General features: G+C 47.2%; 20 protein-coding genes. 15 read left to right on the top strand and 5 right to left on the bottom strand.

Annotated features, from left to right (window positions below; all coding sequences use genetic code 11):
• Nucleotides 1–10 precede the first annotated feature (10 nt).
• From BBB58_RS04060 to BBB58_RS04070, 3 genes are all read left to right on the top strand, one after another.
• A complete protein-coding gene (locus tag BBB58_RS04060; protein ID WP_031422148.1) occupies nt 11–514 on the top strand; it encodes a YwhD family protein in 504 nt (167 codons plus the stop codon).
• A gap of 156 nt (nt 515–670) precedes the next feature.
• On the top strand, nt 671–1,948 hold the full coding sequence (locus BBB58_RS04065) for a dicarboxylate/amino acid:cation symporter (RefSeq protein ID WP_074035617.1): 1,278 nt from the start codon (nt 671–673) through the stop codon (nt 1,946–1,948).
• Between the two features lie 63 nt (nt 1,949–2,011).
• Nucleotides 2,012–2,545 (top strand): TVP38/TMEM64 family protein, encoded by a 534-nt coding sequence (locus BBB58_RS04070; protein ID WP_074035619.1) that lies wholly within the window; start codon nt 2,012–2,014, stop codon nt 2,543–2,545.
• Here BBB58_RS04070 and cls read toward each other — a convergent pair.
• The 4 genes from cls to BBB58_RS04090 form a co-directional block, all read right to left on the bottom strand.
• Complete coding sequence (cls, locus tag BBB58_RS04075; RefSeq protein ID WP_244150662.1) at nt 2,521–4,050, bottom strand: cardiolipin synthase; 1,530 nt, start codon at nt 4,048–4,050, stop codon at nt 2,521–2,523. The two genes, BBB58_RS04070 and cls, sit on opposite strands and share 25 nt — an antisense overlap.
• Before the next feature lie 55 nt (nt 4,051–4,105).
• Nucleotides 4,106–4,456: a hypothetical protein gene (locus BBB58_RS04080; protein WP_074035622.1), complete on the bottom strand. Its 351-nt coding sequence runs from the start codon at nt 4,454–4,456 to the stop codon at nt 4,106–4,108.
• Between the two features lie 65 nt (nt 4,457–4,521).
• Nucleotides 4,522–5,706, bottom strand: a complete 1,185-nt coding sequence (locus tag BBB58_RS04085; protein ID WP_074035623.1) for a chloride channel protein — start codon at nt 5,704–5,706, stop codon at nt 4,522–4,524.
• Nucleotides 5,707–5,881: 175 nt separating this feature from the next.
• Nucleotides 5,882–6,820, bottom strand: a complete 939-nt coding sequence (locus BBB58_RS04090; RefSeq protein ID WP_074035625.1) for an EAL domain-containing protein — start codon at nt 6,818–6,820, stop codon at nt 5,882–5,884.
• 201 nt (nt 6,821–7,021) lie between these two features.
• On the opposite strand from BBB58_RS04090, the gene speE reads away from it, so the two are divergent.
• The 4 genes from speE to BBB58_RS04110 all read left to right on the top strand — a co-directional run bounded on the left by speE (nt 7,022) and on the right by BBB58_RS04110 (nt 10,274).
• Nucleotides 7,022–7,861, top strand: coding sequence for a polyamine aminopropyltransferase (gene speE, locus BBB58_RS04095; protein WP_012727429.1), 840 nt, complete (start codon nt 7,022–7,024; stop codon nt 7,859–7,861).
• Nucleotides 7,858–8,739 carry an agmatinase gene (speB, locus tag BBB58_RS04100; protein WP_012727428.1) on the top strand — a complete coding sequence of 294 codons (882 nt, stop codon included), beginning with the start codon at nt 7,858–7,860 and terminating at the stop codon, nt 8,737–8,739. Before speE ends, speB begins: the two co-directional genes overlap by 4 nt.
• On the top strand, nt 8,740–9,099 hold the full coding sequence (locus tag BBB58_RS04105) for a Na-translocating system protein MpsC family protein (RefSeq protein ID WP_012727427.1): 360 nt from the start codon (nt 8,740–8,742) through the stop codon (nt 9,097–9,099).
• A 218-nt stretch (nt 9,100–9,317) separates the two neighbouring features.
• On the top strand, nt 9,318–10,274 hold the full coding sequence (locus tag BBB58_RS04110) for a sodium-dependent bicarbonate transport family permease (RefSeq protein ID WP_074035627.1): 957 nt from the start codon (nt 9,318–9,320) through the stop codon (nt 10,272–10,274).
• A 56-nt stretch (nt 10,275–10,330) separates the two neighbouring features.
• On the opposite strand, the gene BBB58_RS04115 is transcribed toward BBB58_RS04110, so the two are convergent.
• Complete coding sequence (locus BBB58_RS04115; protein WP_074035628.1) at nt 10,331–11,083, bottom strand: homing endonuclease associated repeat-containing protein; 753 nt, start codon at nt 11,081–11,083, stop codon at nt 10,331–10,333.
• A 396-nt stretch (nt 11,084–11,479) separates the two neighbouring features.
• Here BBB58_RS04115 and BBB58_RS04120 point away from each other — a divergent pair, with 396 nt between their 5' ends.
• The 8 genes from BBB58_RS04120 to BBB58_RS04155 all read left to right on the top strand — a co-directional run bounded on the left by BBB58_RS04120 (nt 11,480) and on the right by BBB58_RS04155 (nt 20,988).
• Nucleotides 11,480–13,390 (top strand): polysaccharide biosynthesis protein, encoded by a 1,911-nt coding sequence (locus BBB58_RS04120; RefSeq protein WP_074035630.1) that lies wholly within the window; start codon nt 11,480–11,482, stop codon nt 13,388–13,390.
• Entirely contained in the window at nt 13,387–14,415 is a 1,029-nt protein-coding gene (locus BBB58_RS04125) for an NAD-dependent epimerase (RefSeq protein WP_074035632.1), read from the top strand. The genes BBB58_RS04120 and BBB58_RS04125 overlap by 4 nt, the downstream gene beginning before the upstream one ends.
• Entirely contained in the window at nt 14,415–15,758 is a 1,344-nt protein-coding gene (locus tag BBB58_RS04130) for a phenylacetate--CoA ligase family protein (RefSeq protein WP_031422168.1), read from the top strand. The genes BBB58_RS04125 and BBB58_RS04130 overlap by 1 nt, the downstream gene beginning before the upstream one ends.
• Nucleotides 15,759–15,775: 17 nt before the next feature.
• Nucleotides 15,776–17,128: a phenylacetate--CoA ligase family protein gene (locus BBB58_RS04135; RefSeq protein ID WP_074035633.1), complete on the top strand. Its 1,353-nt coding sequence runs from the start codon at nt 15,776–15,778 to the stop codon at nt 17,126–17,128.
• A 26-nt stretch (nt 17,129–17,154) separates the two neighbouring features.
• Entirely contained in the window at nt 17,155–18,480 is a 1,326-nt protein-coding gene (locus tag BBB58_RS04140; protein ID WP_074035634.1) for a nucleotide sugar dehydrogenase, read from the top strand.
• On the top strand, nt 18,468–19,598 hold the full coding sequence (locus BBB58_RS04145) for a glycosyltransferase family 4 protein (protein WP_012727419.1): 1,131 nt from the start codon (nt 18,468–18,470) through the stop codon (nt 19,596–19,598). Before BBB58_RS04140 ends, BBB58_RS04145 begins: the two co-directional genes overlap by 13 nt.
• Nucleotides 19,599–19,631: 33 nt before the next feature.
• A complete protein-coding gene (locus BBB58_RS04150) occupies nt 19,632–20,267 on the top strand; it encodes a hypothetical protein (protein ID WP_074035635.1) in 636 nt (211 codons plus the stop codon).
• Nucleotides 20,268–20,385: 118 nt separating this feature from the next.
• Complete coding sequence (locus tag BBB58_RS04155) at nt 20,386–20,988, top strand: hypothetical protein (RefSeq protein ID WP_074035637.1); 603 nt, start codon at nt 20,386–20,388, stop codon at nt 20,986–20,988.
• Nucleotides 20,989–21,004 lie beyond the last annotated feature (16 nt).

Here is a 21,004-nt window from a genome sequence, read left to right on the forward strand (position 1 = left end):
AGGGTGGAACATGAAAGACATTAATTTTAATATTATTTCAGACGATGCGACGGACGGACACGGTGGTTTTGGTGTCGGTTCGCTTAGTTTAAATAACATGTCTCCGGTCATCATCGATGTCGAAGAAGGCGTTGCAACAATCGATATGGGAGCGATGCACGCCAAGTCTGCCATCGAGAAACGGATTAAGTTTTTGACGGACCCGGAAGCGGTACCGAACGGGAAACCGTATTGGATCGTGTGGGTGACGGTCGGTCGAAAACCGGAAGGCTTTTATTATGGCGGTGTCGCGGCATGTGACATGTTAGTTGACGTGGAAGCGAGACGGGGTTATAAATTATTACCGTATCACGTTAATCAAATGGATAAATCGTTAAAGGGTCGGATTTTAATCGACATGATGGACGCTCCGTCCCGCGACGTTTTAGCGAACTTCTTACAAGAACATCGCCCTGAGATTTGGGCGAACTCGACTGAACTTCATGCAGAGCTCGAGCGTGTAGACGCTGAGTAAAAAGATTGGACGAATTTTCGTCTCCAATCTTTTTTGTTTCAAGTTTTTGGGAATTTCAAGAGAATTTGTAACTGAAGAGATATTCAGTTGTAATTGTATGAAAATTCAGTATTATGATATACTGACTACATTGTGAAAAAAAGAAAGGGTGATACGATGAGCGAAACGAAAAAAATCTTAATCGGTCTCGCGCTAGGTGTTGTTGTTGGTCTCGGATTGGCGGGCTTGCCGGATAATGTTTATGAGATTGTGAATCCGTATATTTTATCTCCGGTCGGAACGATCTTTTTGAATTTAATTAAAATGTTAGTCGTACCGATTGTCTTCTTCTCAATTATTTTAGGCGTCATGGGTCTCGGGGACCCGAAAGAACTAGGTCGAGTCGGGTCGAAGTCGATTCTGTTCTTCTTAGCGACGACAGCGCTCGCGATCATGTTAGCGATGGGTGTTGCATCCGTCTTACAGCCAGGGGAGCGTGGGGACTTCCAAACGACAGGTCTTGAATTTGAATCAACAGCGACCGAGGAATCGTCTAATATCGTACAGACATTCGTCAATATGATTCCAACGAATCCGATTACGGCGCTCGCTGAAGGAAACATGCTTCAAATCATCGTCTTTGCTGCATTGATTGGGTTTGCGCTGATTGCCCTCGGGGACAAGGCGAAAACGTGGCGTCAATTCGTCAAACAAGGCGATCGCATTATGATGTACTTGATTCATCTTGTGATGAAGCTCGCTCCATACGGCGCATTCGCATTGATTGCTTCTGCAATCGGAGGCATCGGTCTCGACGCGGTTGTCGCAATGGCGTGGTATATGATTGCCGTCGTCTTGACGCTATTCTTACATGCAACGATTGTCTACGGGGCAGCGGTTTACTTCATCGGGAAGATGAGCCCAGTCTTCTTCTTCAAGAACTTCTATGAGGCGATGACGTTCGCGTTCTCGACTTCTTCGTCAAATGCGACGCTTCCAGTATCGATGGAAGTCGCACAGAAAAAACTCGGTGTGCCGCGTTCGATTTCGTCGTTCGTACAGCCACTTGGGGCAACGGTCAACATGGACGGAACAGCGATCATGCAAGGGGTTGCGACGATTTTCATCGCGCAAGTGTTCGCTTCTGACTTAACAATGACTCAGTTGTTGACGGTCGTCATCACAGCGGTCCTCGCTTCGATCGGGACAGCGGGTGTACCGGGAGTCGGACTTGTCATGCTTGCGCTCGTCCTTCAGTCAGTCAACTTACCGGTAGAGGGAATCGCTCTCATTATCGGAGTAGACCGTATTCTTGATATGCTTCGCACATCAGTCAACATCACGGGGGATGCGGCATGTGCGGTTGTCGTTTCGAAATTGGAAGAAAAACATTTACCACCAGTCGACGAAGACTCGTGGGATGAAGCCGGTGCAACCTCTTCATCATCGCTATGATATAGTAAAGGACCATGACGACATGTCATGGTCCTTATTTTGTGAATAGAAAGAGTGATTGTTATGGAATGGGAACTGCTCCCGCTCCCTTTATTTTTGATGATCAGTATTTTACTGAATAGTGTGATTGCGGTCGCCGGTGTCCTCCCTAGTGCTTTTTTGACAGCCATCAATGTGAGTGTCCTCGGTCTCGTGCCGGGCATCCTCGTATCGATTGTCGGGGAAGCAGTTGGCGCCGTCGTGAGTTTCATCCTTTATCGGAAAGCCCTACACCGTTATGTTTCCCCGAATGGTAGCCGATTTCAACGGCTTCGGGAGTCCGAAGGAGCCGAGGCTTGGTTTCTCGTCCTCGGGATGCGTCTTATGCCATTCGTTCCTTCTGGTCTCGTCACGTTATCGGCGGCGTTCAGTCGCATGACGCTCGCCTCGTTCGCAGTAGCAAGTACGATTGGAAAGATTCCTGCCTTGATTATGGAAGGACTGGCGGTGACGGCAGCGATGCAGTTAACGATTGGATGGCAATTGTTTTTAGTTGGTGTCGTCGCCATGACGTATCTTGTTTGGCGAATGCGTCAAAGGAGTGGCGAGAAAATGTGACAAAACGCTTCGACGAAACGTTTGCCGGTCGTCTTTTTCCGCAACATGGTCCAATCGATTAAAATGGATTCTTCAAAGTCCTTCAGGAATGCCTCGTGCAGTTCTTGAATGGATGTAGTATCGAATTGGGCAATCATCATCTCGTGGTTTAGAAACATACTACGAAAATCGAAGTTGGCTGACCCGACGAGGGCAACTTTGCCATCAATCAGTAGTGTTTTCGCATGGATAAAATGGCGATTGTATTTATAAATTTTGATATTGCGCTTCAACAATTGTTCAAAATAATACTCGGTCGCATGGAAGCTGAACCATTCGTCTCCTTTGCCCGGTACGACGATTCGGACATCGATGCCACTACGACCTGCGACTTCAAGAATGGCCAATAGTTCAGGTGGGGGGACAAGGTATGGGGTGGTGAGCCAAATCGATTCTTTGGCATCCATCAACAGACGCATGAGTCCATCGCGAATCGTGACGTCTTTACCAGGCGATGTGACGAGTAGTTGTGTCGCACCGTTTTGCCCTTTCGGTTCATTCACAAAGTACTGAGAGAGGTGCTCTTCATCTGCGAACAGATCCCATGTTTCATCACTCGTCCCTTGTCCTGCATATAGCCAGTTCTCGACAAAGAGCTGTTGCAATTCTCGGACGAGCGGACCTTCAAGACGGAGATGGGTGTCACGCCAAAAACCGAGTGTATCATTCTTCCCAAGATATTCATCCCCGACATTCAACCCGCCTGTTAGCGCGATTCGCCCATCCACGACAATCAGTTTTTGATGGTTGCGGAAGTTGGCGTTAAACACCAGGTACGGATGCAAAACGGGGTCGAACGCCTGAACGTGGACACGGGACTCCCGTAACGGTTGGATAAACTCTTCCCCGATTTCTTGGCTACCGAGTCCGTCATACAGAAAGCGGACAATGACATTTTCATTCGATTTTTGAATGAGGGTTTCTCTAACTTTTAACGAAATGTCATCCGTCCGAAAGAGGTAGTATTGGATGTGGATATGATCGGTTGCACTGTTGATGGCGTCTAACAATGCATCAAATTTCTGTTCACCATTGACGAGTAGTTTAGTCGAAGTATGACCATCGGCACCGGATGCGCCTAATTTTTCGAGTGTCTGTGTCAACGGGTAAGACGACACAATATCAGGCGAAGTTTCAATTTTCTCGCTTTCGATTGCTTGCCGTAGCATCCGGATCTCTGATGACGTTCGTTTGAAGCGTCGATGACGGCGTGGCGTACGGCCAAACATGACCCATGCCAAGACACCGATGAATGGAATGAAGAAGACGGTCAGTAACCAGGCGAGCTTCCCTTGAGGTTGTACTTGGTCAAATAGAATTTGCCATCCGACGACGAGCGGTGCGATGATGGCGATTCCAATTAATATAGGAATAAGGACGTCGAGCCAGAACAAGAGACCGATAAGCAAGATGACACTGATCACCATGATGATCAGTTGAATTACGCGACGTTTCAAAGGAAACACCACCTTTCTATATTTCGATGAACGATGAAAACGAGGGGGAATTCCCCCTCGTTTTTTAGTACACGCTGTTCAAAACAGCATTGATTTCGTCCGCATAACGAACGAAGAAGTACACATTCACTGCGAGAGAGAACAAGACGAGGAAGAGACCAAACTGTGCTTTGACCCGATTCCGATTCCAATAGTAGAAGACGGACAAGAGCACTGCCAGTCCTACGAATAGAGCGATGACTTCAACGATTCCCCAGACGATATCCTTGGACAAAAACATGTCGACGATTGTCATGACGACATAAATGAAGACGACAATCCCCATAATCACGACTAAAATAGCTAAAATGATGCTAATCCAATCCGAACTAACTGCGTCAATTAGGTTTTCAATGGCCATTTCATATTCGCTCACAACCGTTCCTCCTTTCGAGAGAGTGCATAACTATTCATCTCTTACCCTTTTTTCATTTTTTTTAATCAAGCTTTCGCTGGTGAATGGATGAACGATGGAAGTGGAATTTTTGAAACGATTGCAACGACTGCGAATACATAGAGCCAACTATTCGGAGGAAAAAAGAGAACGAGTAGTACGATAATAGCCAGCGGTTGTCGCATCGCCGTCGCCAGTAAGGCGCTCGTCGTCAAGACGACGGAAAATGTCATATCGATGTCAAACAGTAAACTGAAGAAGTAACCGAGCATGAAAAAAAAAAAAAGAAGAGGATAGATGTGCCCACCACGCCAACCAGTCGCTAAACAGAATGCGGTAAAAAGCAGTTTCAGTACACTAAATAAGAGAAGGGTATAGAGAGGAATCAGTCGCCACTCGTCGATATACTCAAGAATAGTTTCTTCTCCGGAGAAGAGGAGGTCCGGATAAAGAAGAGCCATGATCCCGATTCCGACTCCACCGAGCGTTGTAAGCAATAAGATTGGTATGTTTGAAAAAAGTCGCATCAATGCATGTTCACTCACCAAATAAAGCCAGCCGAGAACCATGCCGCCAAGAACAATCAATAACATCGTCCAATCGATCTGGACACTTTCAATCGCAGGGAACTTAATGATGAACGGGGGACGCTCATCCAGTTGGTTCAATAAATAAAACGTCCCAATCCCGGCGAGTGTCGCCAGAAGGTTTAGCATCGGTTGTTTCTTCTGCTCGTTCTCCTCAGCAGCAATCGCACCAAATAGTGGCGCGTTGAAGACAATCCCGAGCACGACGGCATGACCGACTTCTTGTAATTCACCTAACTCTTGACGAACATAGCGGATTCGCTCGGAGAACCATGTCGTGAGTCCGCCGACGATGCCGACGAGCGCGGCCTCAGGACCGAGGCTTGCACCTCCGATGAGAACGAGGAGGGCGGTCAATGTTGTGAATCCAATCAAGCGATAGTCGATACGACCGGTATCTTTTCGTTCTTCCATCACTTCTGGCATGAGACGAGGCATTTGCCCATACCGACGTTGCAACAGACCGATGCTTACACCAGCGATGACCGGTACGAGAAACAGATAAAACGGAATATCAAATTGCTCAGGTACCGTATGCCATACAACGTGAATCCCTTTATAAACGACGGACAAGAAAAGCCAACTTACTAAACCGATGATGATTCCTAGTACGATTGCATAGCCACTGACAATCCATGACTTCATCTACATATCCACCTCTTTCGCTCCCGTCAACCTTCTATAATATGCTATCTCCTGAACATCTCTGAACGAAACCTAAAAGTAGATGAAACAATAAGGAAGTGATCATAAGGGACCGGTAAATGAAAAAACACGGGATGACGACGAAGTCGATTCCTGTGCTTTTGAAAGTGATGACTTATGCGATTTCAATCTTGTATTGATTGGCAGGGGCCGGTTTTCCGAAGAAATATCCTTGCGCTAAATCGAATCCGAGCTCACGACAGACATCTGCCTCTTCCATACGTTCTACTCCTTCAGCAAGAAGGGTGATGCCCATCGAATGGGTTAACGCACGCACTTGTTTGAGGAAAGCGCGTTTTTCAGCGTCTTCATCACAAAACGAGATATAGGAACGGTCAATTTTGACATAGTCCGGTTCGAGCCGCTTCAACATATCGATTGTCGAGAAGCCTGCCCCGACATCGTCTAATGCTACTTTCATCCCTCGCTTTTTATATGTCGAATACACGTGTTGGAGATGATCCACGTCATGTACCTTCTCCGTCTCCACGACTTCAAAGATAAAGCGGTCCGGGCTGAGGTCATATCGGTCAATGATGTCAAACGTGTGCTGGAGACAATAGTCCGGGTTATAAATGGTCGAAGGTAAGAAGTTGATGAACGTCTTTTGCTGAGGAGCAACGGCTTCAAACGTTGCTTTGATTGCTTCCGCGCGGGCACGTTGATCGAGTTTCGAATGGAGACCGAAACGGTTTGCCGTCCGGAATAGGTCACCAGGTGAAATGTTGGCGCTACTGCGGAGGAGCGCTTCATATCCGAACGTTTCCGTTGAATCGAGGAAGATGATCGGTTGGAGGTGACTCTCGAACGTGCCGTGCTGAATCTGTTCAATGATGTGCCGATGCGCAAGCTGATCTTTTAGTGCTTCGACCTCGAGCGGAGGCGTCTGACTTTTCGAGTTATAATCGACACAGTAAACCGTTCCTTCCGCATGCAGAAGGAGCGTATCGAGTTCTTCAAACGTTTTGTAAGAGTATTCCTTGAATTTCGTGACGAGTGTTCCTTGAGCAATCAAAGGAATTGTTGTGTTACAAGAAGCACAGGGTGACCACATACTATTCCACCTTTCGATTCAGAATTGGTTCAATCAGTATATCGGCAACGTCTCACAAAAAACTCACATTCAAGACCGATTCCGAAAAAAAATCGTGCAAAATGGGTACAGGTTTTGTATACTTCCTATCGTATGATTAAGAAGCGCCTCAAAACGCCACTCGCATACGAACAACTTTTTGAACAGAAAGGGGTTCTATCGATGGACCAAAAATTAAAGTTATGGTTTACGGAGCACCAAACAGAAGATTACGGAATTACGTTCCGTGTAAACCACGTTTATGAGAGCGAACAAACGGAGTTTCAACGACTAGAGATGGTCGAAACGGACGAGTTCGGAACGATGTTGTTACTTGACGGGATGGTCATGACGACGGATAAGGACGAATTCGTCTATCACGAGATGGTCGCACACGTCCCACTCTTTACACACCCGAATCCGAAGCATGTGCTCGTAGTCGGTGGGGGAGATGGCGGTGTCATCCGTGAAATTATGAAACACCCATCAGTAGAAAAAGCAGTTCTCGTGGATATCGACGGGAAAGTCATTGAATATTCGAAGAAATACTTACCAAATATTGCGGGTGAGCTCGATAACCCGCGTGTTGAAGTCATCGTCGGTGACGGATTCATGCATATCGCGAAGTCAGAAAACGAGTACGACGTCATCATGGTCGACTCGACTGAACCGGTCGGACCAGCAGCCAACCTCTTCACAAAAGGTTTCTATGCAGGGATTTCAAAAGCGCTCAAAGAGGATGGCATCTTTGTGGCTCAAACGGATAACCCATGGTTCACACCAGAACTCATCCAAACGGTTCAACGTGACGTGAAGGAAATCTTCCCAATCACGAAGTTGTACACAGCAAACGTACCAACGTACCCGAGTGGCATGTGGACGTTCACGATCGGTTCGAAGAAATACGACCCGGAACAAGTATCAGCTGAGCGGTTCCATGACATCGAAACGAAGTACTATACGCCGAAGCTTCACAATGCAGCGTTCGTTCTTCCGAAATTCGTGGAGGACTTAACAAAATGATTAAGCGTTTCGATGAAGCCTACTCAGGTAAAGTGTTTATCGCCAGCCTCCCAGAGGTGACAGAGGCGAAGACGGTTCTTTACGGGATGCCGATGGACTGGACAGTCAGCTTCCGTCCAGGCTCGCGTTTCGGTCCGAACCGGATTCGTGAAGTATCGATTGGACTCGAGGAATATAGCCCGTATTTAGACGGTGACTTGGCTGATGCCGCGGTGTACGATGCAGGAGATATCCCGCTTCCATTCGGGAACGCACCGAAGTCGCTCGATATGATCGAGGCGTTCGTCAAAGATGTCGTCAAAGCAGGCAAGTTCCCACTCGGCATGGGCGGTGAGCACCTTGTCACATGGCCGATCATCAAAGCGATGCATGACGTTTACGGCAACGACTTTGTCATCCTCCACTTGGATGCGCATACGGACCTTCGAGATGAGTATGAAGGCGAGCCGCTCTCACACTCGACTCCGCTCAAAAAAGCGGCAAACTTGATTGGACCATCGAACTGCTATTCGTTCGGAATCCGTTCAGGGATGAAAGAAGAGTTTGAGTGGGCTCGTGAAGTCGGCTACAACATGCATCAATTTGAAGTGATCGAACCACTCAAACGCGTCTTACCGACACTCGCTGGCAAAAAAGTATACGTCACGATCGACATCGACGTCCTCGACCCGTCAGCGGCACCAGGGACAGGGACGCAAGAAATCGGTGGCATCTCAACGAAAGAATTGCTCGAAGCGGTACATGCCATTGCAAACGCAGACCTCGACATCATCGGTGCAGACCTTGTCGAAGTGTCACCGGCATACGATCAGTCAGATATGACTGCCATCGCAGCAGCTAAGATTCTTCGTGAGATGATGATTGGATTCGTGAAGTAAATGCGGAAAAAGGGTCAGCTGGAAATGGAACTGAGCGCTCGGATTACCCAATGGGAGAAAGAATATTTGGGTCGCGGGTCATTGACGTGTAAGGCAGACCTGCTTCGAGACCTCGCCATCGTCACACTCCAAGGCGTGTTGACGCCGGCCGAGTATGATTTGGCTACCAAGTCTTCAGGTCGCGAGCAATTGAAGAAATATCGCAACAATCTCGTCGAATCAGGGCGGAGTCAACTCGAAACAATTGTCGAACAAGTACTCGGTCGTTCGATTATCTCGCTCCATACGGACATCAGTACGAAAACAGGGGAGCGTCTCATCGTGTTTCGTCTAGATGCCCCTTGGGATCAAACCGATTGACAATGAAACGCCACCTTCTTAAAATGAAAGGCAGAGACGTATAGAGAATCGACTGGACGAGTCAAGATGAAGCGTGCTTTCGAAATCTTGTTACGGAGCTACTGACCAATTCAATAAACCGACAGTTGTCGGCCTGACGGAGCGATTATTCGAGCCGTCGGCATACAGCGCACGCCTTCTTTAGGTGTGCGCTTTTTTGTCGCCAAGGAGGAAGATGTATGGAATTGTTTTTATTTTTATTGACGAGCGCCCCGGTACTACTGTTTGTGACGGGCGTTATCGCCGCAGTCGGAAAATCAAACTTAAAGATCCCGGATTCATTGAGTACGACGCTCAATATTTACTTACTGCTTGCTATCGGACTGAAGGGAGGTATGGGACTCGCCTCGGTATCTTTTGAAGACATCGCATTACCGCTGACCGTGACGCTGTTGATTGGGATTTTGCTACCGCTTCTCGCATTCTATGTCGGAGGAATGTTCAAATTCTCATTCCCTGAGCGAATTGCCATGGCTGCGACGTTCGGCTCGGTGTCACTCGTCACCTATGTAGCAGCATCGACACAGCTCGAGCGTCTCGGGATTGCGTACGAGCCGTTCATGACAACACTAGTCGTCGTCCTTGAAATTCCCGGCCTGATTGTGGCGTTACTGTTGTATAATCAGACACACATGATGGGAATCACGGCTACGTCAGGGAAGGCGAACTCTCTATCGGTGTTGCGGGAGAGTTTGTTCTCGAAAAGTATCCTCTTGATGTTTGCAGGTCTGATTGTTGGACTGGTGACACCAGACGCCACACCGCTCAAACCATTTTTCGTCGACTTTTTCCCGGGCGTTTTACTCTTATTCTTACTAGGTCTAGGAATGAAAGTCGGACAGCAGTTGAAAACGGTCCCGTCATATGGACTAAAATTTATGATGATGGGGATGGTGTTTCCGTTAGTCGGAGCACTTGTCGGCTTTATTGCAGCGGGGATTGCCAATTTATCTGACGGCGGAACGATCCTCTTGATGACACTCGCAGCGAGTGGGTCGTATATCGCCGCTCCCGCCATGTTACAAGCCTCGGTCCCAGAAGCGAAACCATCATTTTATTTGACCCTTTCGCTAGCTGTCACGTTCCCGTTCAACCTGTTAGTTGGAATCCCGCTATACATTGCGATCGTCACATGAAAAAAGCGTCGACTCGAAAAGAGTCGGCGCTTTTTGTATGAGTTCATCTGTATGGATTACTGTTTTACTTTTTGTTCCTTTTTACATTTTAAAGCAGCCGTCCAGCTTCCGAATAAGGCATTGATTGTCGATGTACTTGGAACATTTCGACCTTCGGCCCATTTCCGGTAGTGGAGGATACTAAAATGTGGTAGTTCTGTTTTGGCTAACTGCAAGGCATCAATGACATCTTCCTCATCCCATTTACGTTTCGGAGGAGCGATATCCAAGACAAATAGCGCATAGCTCCATGATCCGTATTTGCGAGCGATTGTCGCTACCGTCGGATAGCCTTTTTCCTGTGCCCTTACGGCGTAATGTTGGGACGTGAGACGCTCTAACTTTTCGGAGGCTTCAATCAAGGCTTGAATGATCCGTTCTTCATTGTTCCGTACCGTTGTCGTTTGAAGCTTGGCTTCACGTAACGCATTCGACCACGAACCGAACCGGCTGCTGATCAGCGTCAAAGAAGGGGCTTGCGAGATTTTTGCCCAGGCACGATACGTTTGGCTCGTGAAGAGTTCAAGTTCTTCTGAGGCCTCAATCAGTGCGGTCAAAATATCTTCATCTGAATAATAACGATACAACATCTTAATCTCCGCCGCTTGAACGGCTTCCCGCCAAGAACCAAATTTGTAAATCACGGTCGATAGGGAGGGGACGTCTTTGTTTCGGGCCCATAGTGTGTACTGTTTTGTGTCAAATTCTTCAAGTTCATTCGCTGCTTGTCTTAGGCATGAGAGGATCTGTTGCTCTGTCCATCGTTTCATCGTGATGTCTCTCCTTTTCAGAAGCAAGTCGTGGCTTCAAAGGTCATGGTGTGGTTAAACAATGGTGGTCCTGAAGGAAAGCTAGAATATGTGTCCGGTGACGAGATATGAAAAGGGAGGAACCTGAATCGATTGACTACTTTGGGAGAATGCGACATTCGCAAAATCTCAAAGTGAAAATAATCCAAATGTCCTACCTTCTACTTCCCATAATACCCATATAAATTAAAAATATTCACAAAAGAAAGTAAAAACTCATTACACATTTGTTAAACCGTTTCATGACGAAATGTCATTCGTATCAAAAAGCTATTCTTTTCTTTTGGATTGTGAATCTTGAACGGGTACTTATCTAGCATCAACTCGAAGCTGATTGGGATGGAAGGTGGTGAAAGGATGAGTACTCCAACTGTTCGGTCTCCCATTGATCAAAAAAATGCGCTCTTGATGTTACTCGATATCACAATTGCAGGGCTCGCGATTTTCGTGACGTTTGACCTATTCTTTGCAAATGATCCGACGGTAACATCTGACCCGCTAGATTTGATCACGATCCTCGGATTGAAGACGCTCGTTCTTCTCATTTTAGGATGGGTGACTCGGGTATACCGAATCGACTGGCGATACGGATCGATGCGTGAATTGCAATTACTGGCGATTGTGTTGGTCATGAGTGACACGTTCGTCTTATTCGCATCATACGTATTATTGGATGGCTTTTCCTATCAAGCAATTTTTATTCAAAGCTTACTCGCATTTAACGGAATGTTATTTATCCGACTCGTCGCTAGGACACGATCGTTTTTCCGATTTCACTCACCGGTGTCGAATGGAAAAGCTACCTTGGTTATCGGTGGTGGGGAATCGGGTCAAAAAATCATTAAAGAACTGAAAGAGCATCGAACGAATGTGCTGCATGTGGTCGGGGTGTTGGATGATAATCCATTGCTTCACCGTCTCTACATTCACGGGACACCGGTCATCGGTTCAATCGATTTATTAGAACGCAAAATTGAAGAGCTGAATATCGAAGTGGTTGTGTTGGCCATTCCTTCTCTTCCATACGGAAATCGAGTACAACTTTTGAAACGAATTGAGAAGACAGGCGTCGAATCCCATGCACTGCCAATGCTTGCGGAACTCGCATCCGGAAAAGTCTCATTAAATGAAATTCGAGAAGTGGCCATCGAAGATTTGCTCGGCCGTGAACCGGTTCAGCTCGATGTTTCGGAGATTTCTCAAACGTTGAGTGGATTAACCATTTTCATCTCCGGTGCAGGAGGCTCGATTGGTTCAGAGCTTTGCCGTCAATTGATGAAATTCAATCCTGGCAAACTCATCCTGTTTGGACATGGCGAGAATAGCATATATGCAATCGATCGCGAACTCCGCTTACTCGGGTCTGATACAGAGATTTGTCCCGTCATCGGTGACGTCCAAGACCGGGCGCGGGTGATGGAAGTGTTTGATCAGTATCGACCGGACGTTGTCTATCATGCGGCAGCTCACAAGCACGTTCCGCTCATGGAAGACAATCCGAGAGAAGCAGTGAAAAACAATATTTACGGAACGAAGAATATGGTCGAAGCCGCCGATTTCTTTGAAGTGAAGCGGTTCGTCATGATCTCTACGGATAAGGCGGTCAATCCGACGAACGTGATGGGTGCCACGAAACGAGTAGCAGAAATGATTGTCCAACAGCAGGCTCGCCACAGCAAAACGACATTCTCGGTCGTTCGTTTCGGCAACGTCTTAGGAAGTCGTGGCTCCGTCGTTCCGCTCTTTAAAGAACAAATTCAACGGGGCGGACCCATTACGGTGACGCATCCAGAGATGACCCGATACTTTATGACCATCCCAGAAGCGAGTCGCCTCGTCATTCAAGCGAGCGTGCGCGCAAATGGGGGCGAAGTGTTCGTACTAGATATGGGGAATCCCGTCAAAATTGTGGACTTGGCGAAACGGATGATTACACTGAGCGGTTTCACCCTCGAACAAATCCCGATTCATTTCAGTGGCATTCGTCCTGGTGAGAAGCTGTTCGAAGAACTGCTCGCAACGAGCGAACATACGAATCAAGTATATGAAAAGATTTTCGTCGGTTGTACAAGACCCTTTAAATCGGTTGATCCGATTTTGAAAACGATTGAATATCTACTCGATCAATCGAATGGACTCACTTCTTTCTTGTTGTTTGTCGCAAACAACGAACTGCCAGAAGAAGTGATGGAAAGTATTTTTGCGCCACAATTCGAACCGGTACGCATGCGAGTCAACGAGTCAACGCAAAGGAGGAAGTCGTTATGAAAAAAATAGTTCTCGTGACCGGAGTGGCCGGGTTCATTGGTTTCCATCTAGCTCGACGGTTGCTAAAAGAAGGACATCATGTCATCGGAATCGATGTGGTCAATGATTATTACGATCCGAGATTAAAAGAATCAAGACTTCATGTGTTGACGCATCCTCGCTTCAAACTCTATCGTGATGCCCTCGAAAATAAGATGGCAATCACGCGTGTCTTCGAAAAAAACCAACCCCAAGTCGTGGTCAATTTGGCGGCTCAGGCCGGTGTACGCTACAGTCTAGAAAATCCAGATGCTTATATTCAATCCAATATCGTTGGTTTCTTGAACATCTTGGAGGCTTGTCGCTTCTATCCAGTAGAGCAATTGATTTATGCCTCATCTAGCTCGGTTTACGGATCAAATCAGGCGATGCCATTTTCCGAACAACACCCGGTCGATCATCCGCTATCCTTGTATGCGGCTTCGAAGAAGGCGAATGAGTTGATGGCTCATACGTACAGCCATTTGTTCGGTCTAAAAACGACGGGGTTGCGATTCTTTAGCGTCTATGGGCCATGGGGGCGTCCCGATATGGCACTTTACAAATTTACGGAGGCGATTTTAAAAGGCGAACCAATCGATGTATACAACTATGGTGAGATGGAACGAGATTTCACATACATCGACGACATCATCGAGTCGATTGTCCGACTTATGGATATCGCACCGTTGGCAGATGAGGAGTTTGACTATGAACATCCTCTACCTGACCGGAGTGACGTTCCGTTTCGTGTCTATAACATTGGAAATCAGCAACCGGTATCCTTGATGGACTTTATTCGGACGATCGAAGAGCGAGTCGGGAAAAAGGCCATCCTCCGCTTGTTACCACTTCAGGCGGGAGATGTACCCGCGAGTTTTGCAGATTCCTCCTCTTTGTATGAATCGATTGACTTTCAACCACAGACGTCGATTCGCGATGGCGTAAACGCGTTTATCGACTGGTACATCGCCTATCATCAAGTGTTGAAGGAGGGCATCGAGTAATGGGGATTTTACAGGATCGGATTTATGCACACTCACCGATTCGCCTCCAAAATTGGCTGGTTTCCTTATATGGAATCAAGTTATATCGGGAGCGATACGGTCAGTATTATGAGCAGGAATTGGAGCGACTGAGACGTGCTCCAAATGAAGCGTCACCTGATGCAAAACTCAATCATTTGAATCAATTCCTACAGTTTTGTAATCAACACAACGTGTACTATCAGCGACTCTTCAAAAAACACGGGGTTACCTTACCCTTAAAGAGCTTAGAAGACTTTAAGCGGATTCCCCCTTTGGAGAAAGAGACGCTTCGAACGGATGAGACCATCTTTTCTAACCTTCATGCCCCGATCATCGGCATGACGGGCGGGACGACGGGTAAATCGATTCAGGTTCGTTTCACCGAATACGATTATCAAATGCGAATGGCGCATCTCGATTTTTTTAAAGAACAACATGGTTTTCGCCGTGGGATGAAGCGAGCTAGTTTTACAGGACGGATGATTTGTCCAGGTAATCAAAAGAATGCGGTGTATTGGCGGTATAATGCCCCGATGAAGCAAATGCTCTACTCGGTCGTGCATTCGAATCCGACGACGATTCCACACTACATCGATTCGTTGAACGAATTTCAACCGGCCGCACTCGACGGTTCACCTTCCGATATGATTGAAATCGCAAAATATTTGAAAACCCATCAAAAGACATTATCGTTCCGACCGGTGGCTTTATTTCCGACCTCGGAGACGCTCACACCATCCGGACGCTTGTTGTTAGAAGAGATGTTCCAAGCGCCGGTTTACGATCAATATGCTTCTTCGGAAGGGGCTCCTATCGTTACGGAGTGTGAGTGCGGGAAGATGCACTTACGCCCTGAGATGGGAATCATCGAGACGGATGCATTTGGAGAGGCGCTCGTCACCAGTTTCACGACGCACGGAACACCGCTGATTCGCTACCGCATTGGCGATCGGATGACCCTCAGTGAAGCGATGTGTCCATGTGGTCGACAGGACACCATTATCGAGTCAATCGATGGTCGTCAAATGAACTATGTTGAGACGCCGGAAGGCTATAAGGTGTTTGAAGGAGATTTGACCGCAGCGGTCGGCGTGCTACCGAACTCTATTATTCAAATTCAAGTGTTGCAACACAAAATAGACGAAATTGAGATGCTGTACGTGAAGGATGAAGCACGATTTGAGCCTGAACATGAAGTCGCGCTCCAAAAAGAAGTCGAGCGTCTGTTTACTTCACGAATGAAAGTTCTTTTACGAGATGTGAAAAGCATCAAGAAAGAAAAGAACGGAAAAGTCCGAGTCGTGAAACGACTCTACACTTAGCGAGAGGAGACTACACCATGGCAGGGTTTGCGCTTCGTGATTTATACATGAAATCACCGATTCGATTACAACAATGGATGACGACATTGTATGGAATGAAACTATGGCAAGAACGGTATGGACGCACATATGAGCGTGAGTTAGTCATTTTAGCCAATCGTCCCAAAGATGGGGCAGTCGTTGCAGCCGATCAATTGAAGCGACTCAATGCGTTTCTCGAATTTTGTGCGACGAACAATGCATATTATCAAAAACTGTTTGAAGAAAACGAGATTGTTCTTCCCCTCCAATCGATGGAAGAGTTGAAGCGCATCCCGATCCTCGAAAAAGAAACAGTTCGAAAAAATCCGGACATCCATTCTAACATCAAAACAGACATTCTTGGTCGAACCGGTGGAACGACAGGGACGTCCTTGCAAGTCCATTTCACGAAAGAAGACTATCAAAGACGTATGGCCCACGTTGACTTTTTCAAAGCGCATCACGGGTTTACCAGAGGAATGAAACGAGCGAGTTTCACAGGACGGAAAATTTGTAATCCGAATCAAGAAAAACCTGTATTTTGGCGCTACAATCGACCGCTCAATCAGATGCTGTTCTCGCTCTATCATGTCAATCCTCAGACTATCCCTCATTACATCGACGCATTAAATCGATTCAAACCAATTGTATTAGACAGTGCACCGTCTGCCATGATTGAAATCGCAAAATACATCAAAGAGAATCAGATCCCACTTGAATTTCAATTAATGGCTATTTTTCCGACAGCCGAAACGATTACGCCTCAAGGAAGAGCCATCTTAGAAGAGGCGTTTAATGCCCCGGTCTTTGATCAGTACGCGTCTTCTGAGGGGGCACCGATTTTAACGGAATGTACCCATGGGAATATGCATCTCCACCACGAAACAGGCGTGATCGAGTCGTATGGGGATCACGAAGAAATTTTAGTGACGAGTTTTACGACCCATGGGACACCGCTCGTCCGTTACCGGATTGGCGATCGGATGAAAATTGGAGAGGGGACATGTGCTTGTGGACAGGGAGGAACGTTCGTCACTTCCATTGAGGGACGCGAAAGCAATTATGTACTCACCCCAAACAAAAAAAAAATCTATGAAGGGGATTTGACGACCGTTGTCCGAGTGTTACCCAACTCGGTCATCCAAACGCAATATCGGCAACATGATTTGTATCATATCGAACTAAAATACGTCCCGGATCTTGAACGCTTCAAGCCAGAACATGAAGAGATTATGAGGAGCGAGCTTGAACTACTGTTCGGTAAAGAGGTCGTGATTACGTTGACCCCCGTGCAATCAATTCCTCGGGGACCGAATGGAAAAGTCATTGTGATTGATAAAACCGCATAATTCCGAATCTCAGGAGGCAGATGGACATGGATAAACTCATCTCAGAATCACGTACAACACAAAAAACCATTGCCAATCGTCACGTAGCTGTAGTCGGATTAGGATATGTCGGACTCCCTGTCGCTGTTGCGCTAGGTGGCGTAGGAGACGTCATCGGAGTAGACATCAATGAAACGCGTATCAATGAGCTTACCCTTCATCTCGACAGCACGCGAGAAGTTGAATCAGTAGACCTTGAGCAAGCAGCGGTCTTATATACGACGGATGTCGCCAAACTTGAAGAGGCGGATTTCATTATCGTGGCTGTGCCGACACCCATCAATGATCAAAATCAACCAGATCTAGGACCGATTTGTAGCGCGACTCGTGCTGTTGGAGCGCATTTGCGACCGGGCACGATTGTCGTATACGAATCTACGGTCTATCCGGGACTGACAGAGGAAGAGTGTATCCCATTACTTGAAAAAACATCGGGTCTCCGGGCCGGGATTGATTTTAAAGTCGGCTACTCTCCAGAACGAATCAATCCGGGCGACCGTGAGCATACATTCCGCACAATCAAAAAAGTCGTAGCTGCCGAGGATGAAGAAACACTCGATGTGGTAGCGGCTGTTTATGAGACGGTAGTCGATGCCGGGGTTCATCGCGCTTCCTCGATTAAAGTGGCTGAGGCGGCCAAAGTGATCGAGAATACACAGCGAGATTTGAACATCGCGTTGATGAATGAATTGGCCATCATCTTCGATCGCATGAACATCGATACGCTCGAGGTGTTAGAGGCTGCCGGGACGAAATGGAACTTCCTAAACTTCCGGCCAGGTCTAGTCGGTGGACATTGTATCGGCGTCGACCCATTCTATTTGACGATGAAGTCTGAAATGCTCGGTTATCATCCGGAAGTGATTTTAGCAGGTCGTCGAATCAACGAGACGATGGGACGTTTCGTCGCCACATCATTGATAAAAACGATGATTAGTCAAAACATGGCCATTCTCGGATCGCGCGTAACGGTCCTCGGGATGTCCTTCAAAGAGAACGTCAGTGATATCCGAAATTCGAAAGTGGCTTCCTTGATTCGAGAGGTCGAGGAGTTCGGCTTAGAAGTGCAAGTGTGTGACCCGCTCGTCGATCCGGAAGAGGTACGACGAGAGTATGGAATCGATGTCAAATCATACTGTGACTTAAAACCAGCAGATGTCGTCATCTATGCCGTGTCTCACGATGAATTCGTTCAAGAGGGTTGGACGATTGCGAAACGCCAGCTGAAGTTAGGTCGTGGCATCGTCATTGACTTGAAAGGCATGCTCGATCGCGCGATGAAGCCGGAGGAGGTGCACTTATGGCGCCTTTAAAGATTCTCCAGTTCTGCGCTGTCGATATGACAGCGGATGTGTTGCTACGTCCTCTCATTGAGTCGCTGAAGGCGGAAGGACACGAAGTCGACGTCGCGTGTGCTTACGGTGATCGGACGGATCGTCTTCGGGACGAAGGATGGGTCATTCATACGTTGCCAATCGATCGAAAGTTTAGCCCGAAGCGTAATCTACAGACCATTCAAGAGTTGGTAAGGTTATTGCGCCGCGAAAAATATGATGCCATTCACGTCCACACCCCGGTGGCCGCAGCGTTAGGAAGAGTTGCGGCCCGCATTGCCAGGACACCACATATTCTCTATACCGCACATGGATTTTACTTCCACGAACGAATGGGTCGAATCGCATACGAACTCGTCTTCTGGTTAGAGAAATCACTCGCGGCATTAGCGACCGATTGGTTGTTGCTCCAAAGCGAGGAAGATTACTCACTCGCTAAAACAAGACATTTCAAAGAGGACGAACGATTGATGCATCTCGGAAACGGGATTGATTTAAATCGATTTTATCCGACAGAGAAACACATTTCCCCAGAACATTTAAAGTTCTTGTTTGTCGGAAGGCTCGTTCAAGAAAAAGGAATCCTAGATTTACTTCAGGCGTTCGATGAACTGACGAAACGCTATCCGAACGCGACGTTGACGATTGCTGGAGAGTTGATGACGAGTGAACGTGATCAAGAGACGGCGAAACAAGTCGAGGCGCATTTAGCCCAAAATCCACAGATTCATTACGCCGGATTCGTTCGGGATACCCCCTCTTTATTTGCAGCACACGACGTCTTTTTACTTCCCTCTTATCGTGAAGGATTGCCACGCTCTATTCTTGAAGCCATGGCGTCCGGATTACCTGTCATCGCTACCGATATCCGTGGCTGTCGAGAAGAAGTCACGGATGGGGAAACCGGCTTTCTCGTTCCGGTCGGTCGACCTGAGGCACTGACCTTGGCGATGCGCTGGTTCATTGAACATCCTGAACAGTGTTATTCATTCGGGCAACGTGGTCGCGAAGTGGTCGAAGAAAAATTTGACGAAACGAAAATTTTAAGTCGTCAACTTCACCTGTTCGCACAAATTAGTAGCCGTGAAGTGGGATGAACCGATACGTCAATCACGTAAGGGGGAGGCGACATGGGAAAGCAACAACTGATTGATCACTTACAAGAGGCTTCTTCGGACGGTCGCCTCACCATCTACATGTATCAGAAATGGCAAAAGATTCACGGCGGGGCAACCGTGGTGGAATTATTGGAAATGTACGGATCATGGTCGAATGTACTGCGTTTGGCTGGGTTGGAACAGCAAACGCCACGGTTCACAAAGAAGGAAATGATTCAAATGCTTCGTGAAGCGGCGAAAGAGCATGATTCATTCAATAGTGCCGATTATCGAAAGTGGGCCATGACCAATGATGCACCGACGTTGACAGAGGTCGTCATTCAGTTCGGATCGTGGAAAGTGGCACTGATTGAGGCGAATTTGAAGAGTATCATCTCGTTCGATCAAAAATGTGAAATCATCCAATCGTTACTTGATGCCAATGAAGAGCTTCATCCATTGACGTCGACCGCTTATGCCAAATGGGCCAAGCAGAACCAACGTCCGAGTATCACGAAAGTGGTGAGGCGTTTCGGGTCTTGGTCCCAAGCGTTAGACGAGATTGGCATCTCAACGCGAGAGCTGTTCACGGAGAAGCAAATGATGGACGCGCTACACGAGGCAGATGAACATTTGACCGCTCTCTCACCATGGGGTTATGAAGTGTGACAAAAAGAAAAGGGCAATCGTCCGACATTAAAAGACATTCAACAAATGTTTGGTTCATTTGATGTGGCGGTCCGAGAGATGCGTCAAACCGCAAACCAAAGTGGAGGGAGATGAGAAAATGCGAGTTGTACTCTGCACGGGCGACCACTGGAGTTCAACACTTGTCTATCAAGCGATACGGGATTTAGGCGTCACACATGTGATCATGGAAGATGGTCCGACACCGACTCATGTCAACACGTGGAAAGAACTTCTGACACAATCGTACATTTCCTTCCTGACTCCCATAATGCGGCGGTTCAGTCGAGAACGAATCGCGGAGTTGCAGTCGCGGTATGCTTTCTGTGACGATTCGATTCCGGAACAGCGTATGACGCGTGTTGTTTCCTTACAAGATAAAAAAGCGGAACATACGATTCGACACCTGCAACCGGACGTCATCATCATGTACGAAGTTGCGGAAATGAACGAACGATTGTTACAAGAAATGAACTGTCCCATCTTAAACATCACCCCATCGATGGCAGTGGGACAACGAGAAGCATATTGGGGATTCCATAACCACACATCGAGAAAAGAAGTTCGACTTTGCCAGTGGACGAAGAAAGGATGGACCCCACTAACGAGTGAAGTAATCTATACAGGTGGAACGGACAACTTCTCGACCTTCCCTTATATTTATTTGGCGACGAGTCTCCCGATGTTACAAAAACATCTTTAAATAGGACCGCAAGAAG

Source organism: Exiguobacterium profundum, from assembly GCF_001909285.1.
Lineage (GTDB): Bacteria > Bacillota > Bacilli > Exiguobacteriales > Exiguobacteriaceae > Exiguobacterium > Exiguobacterium profundum.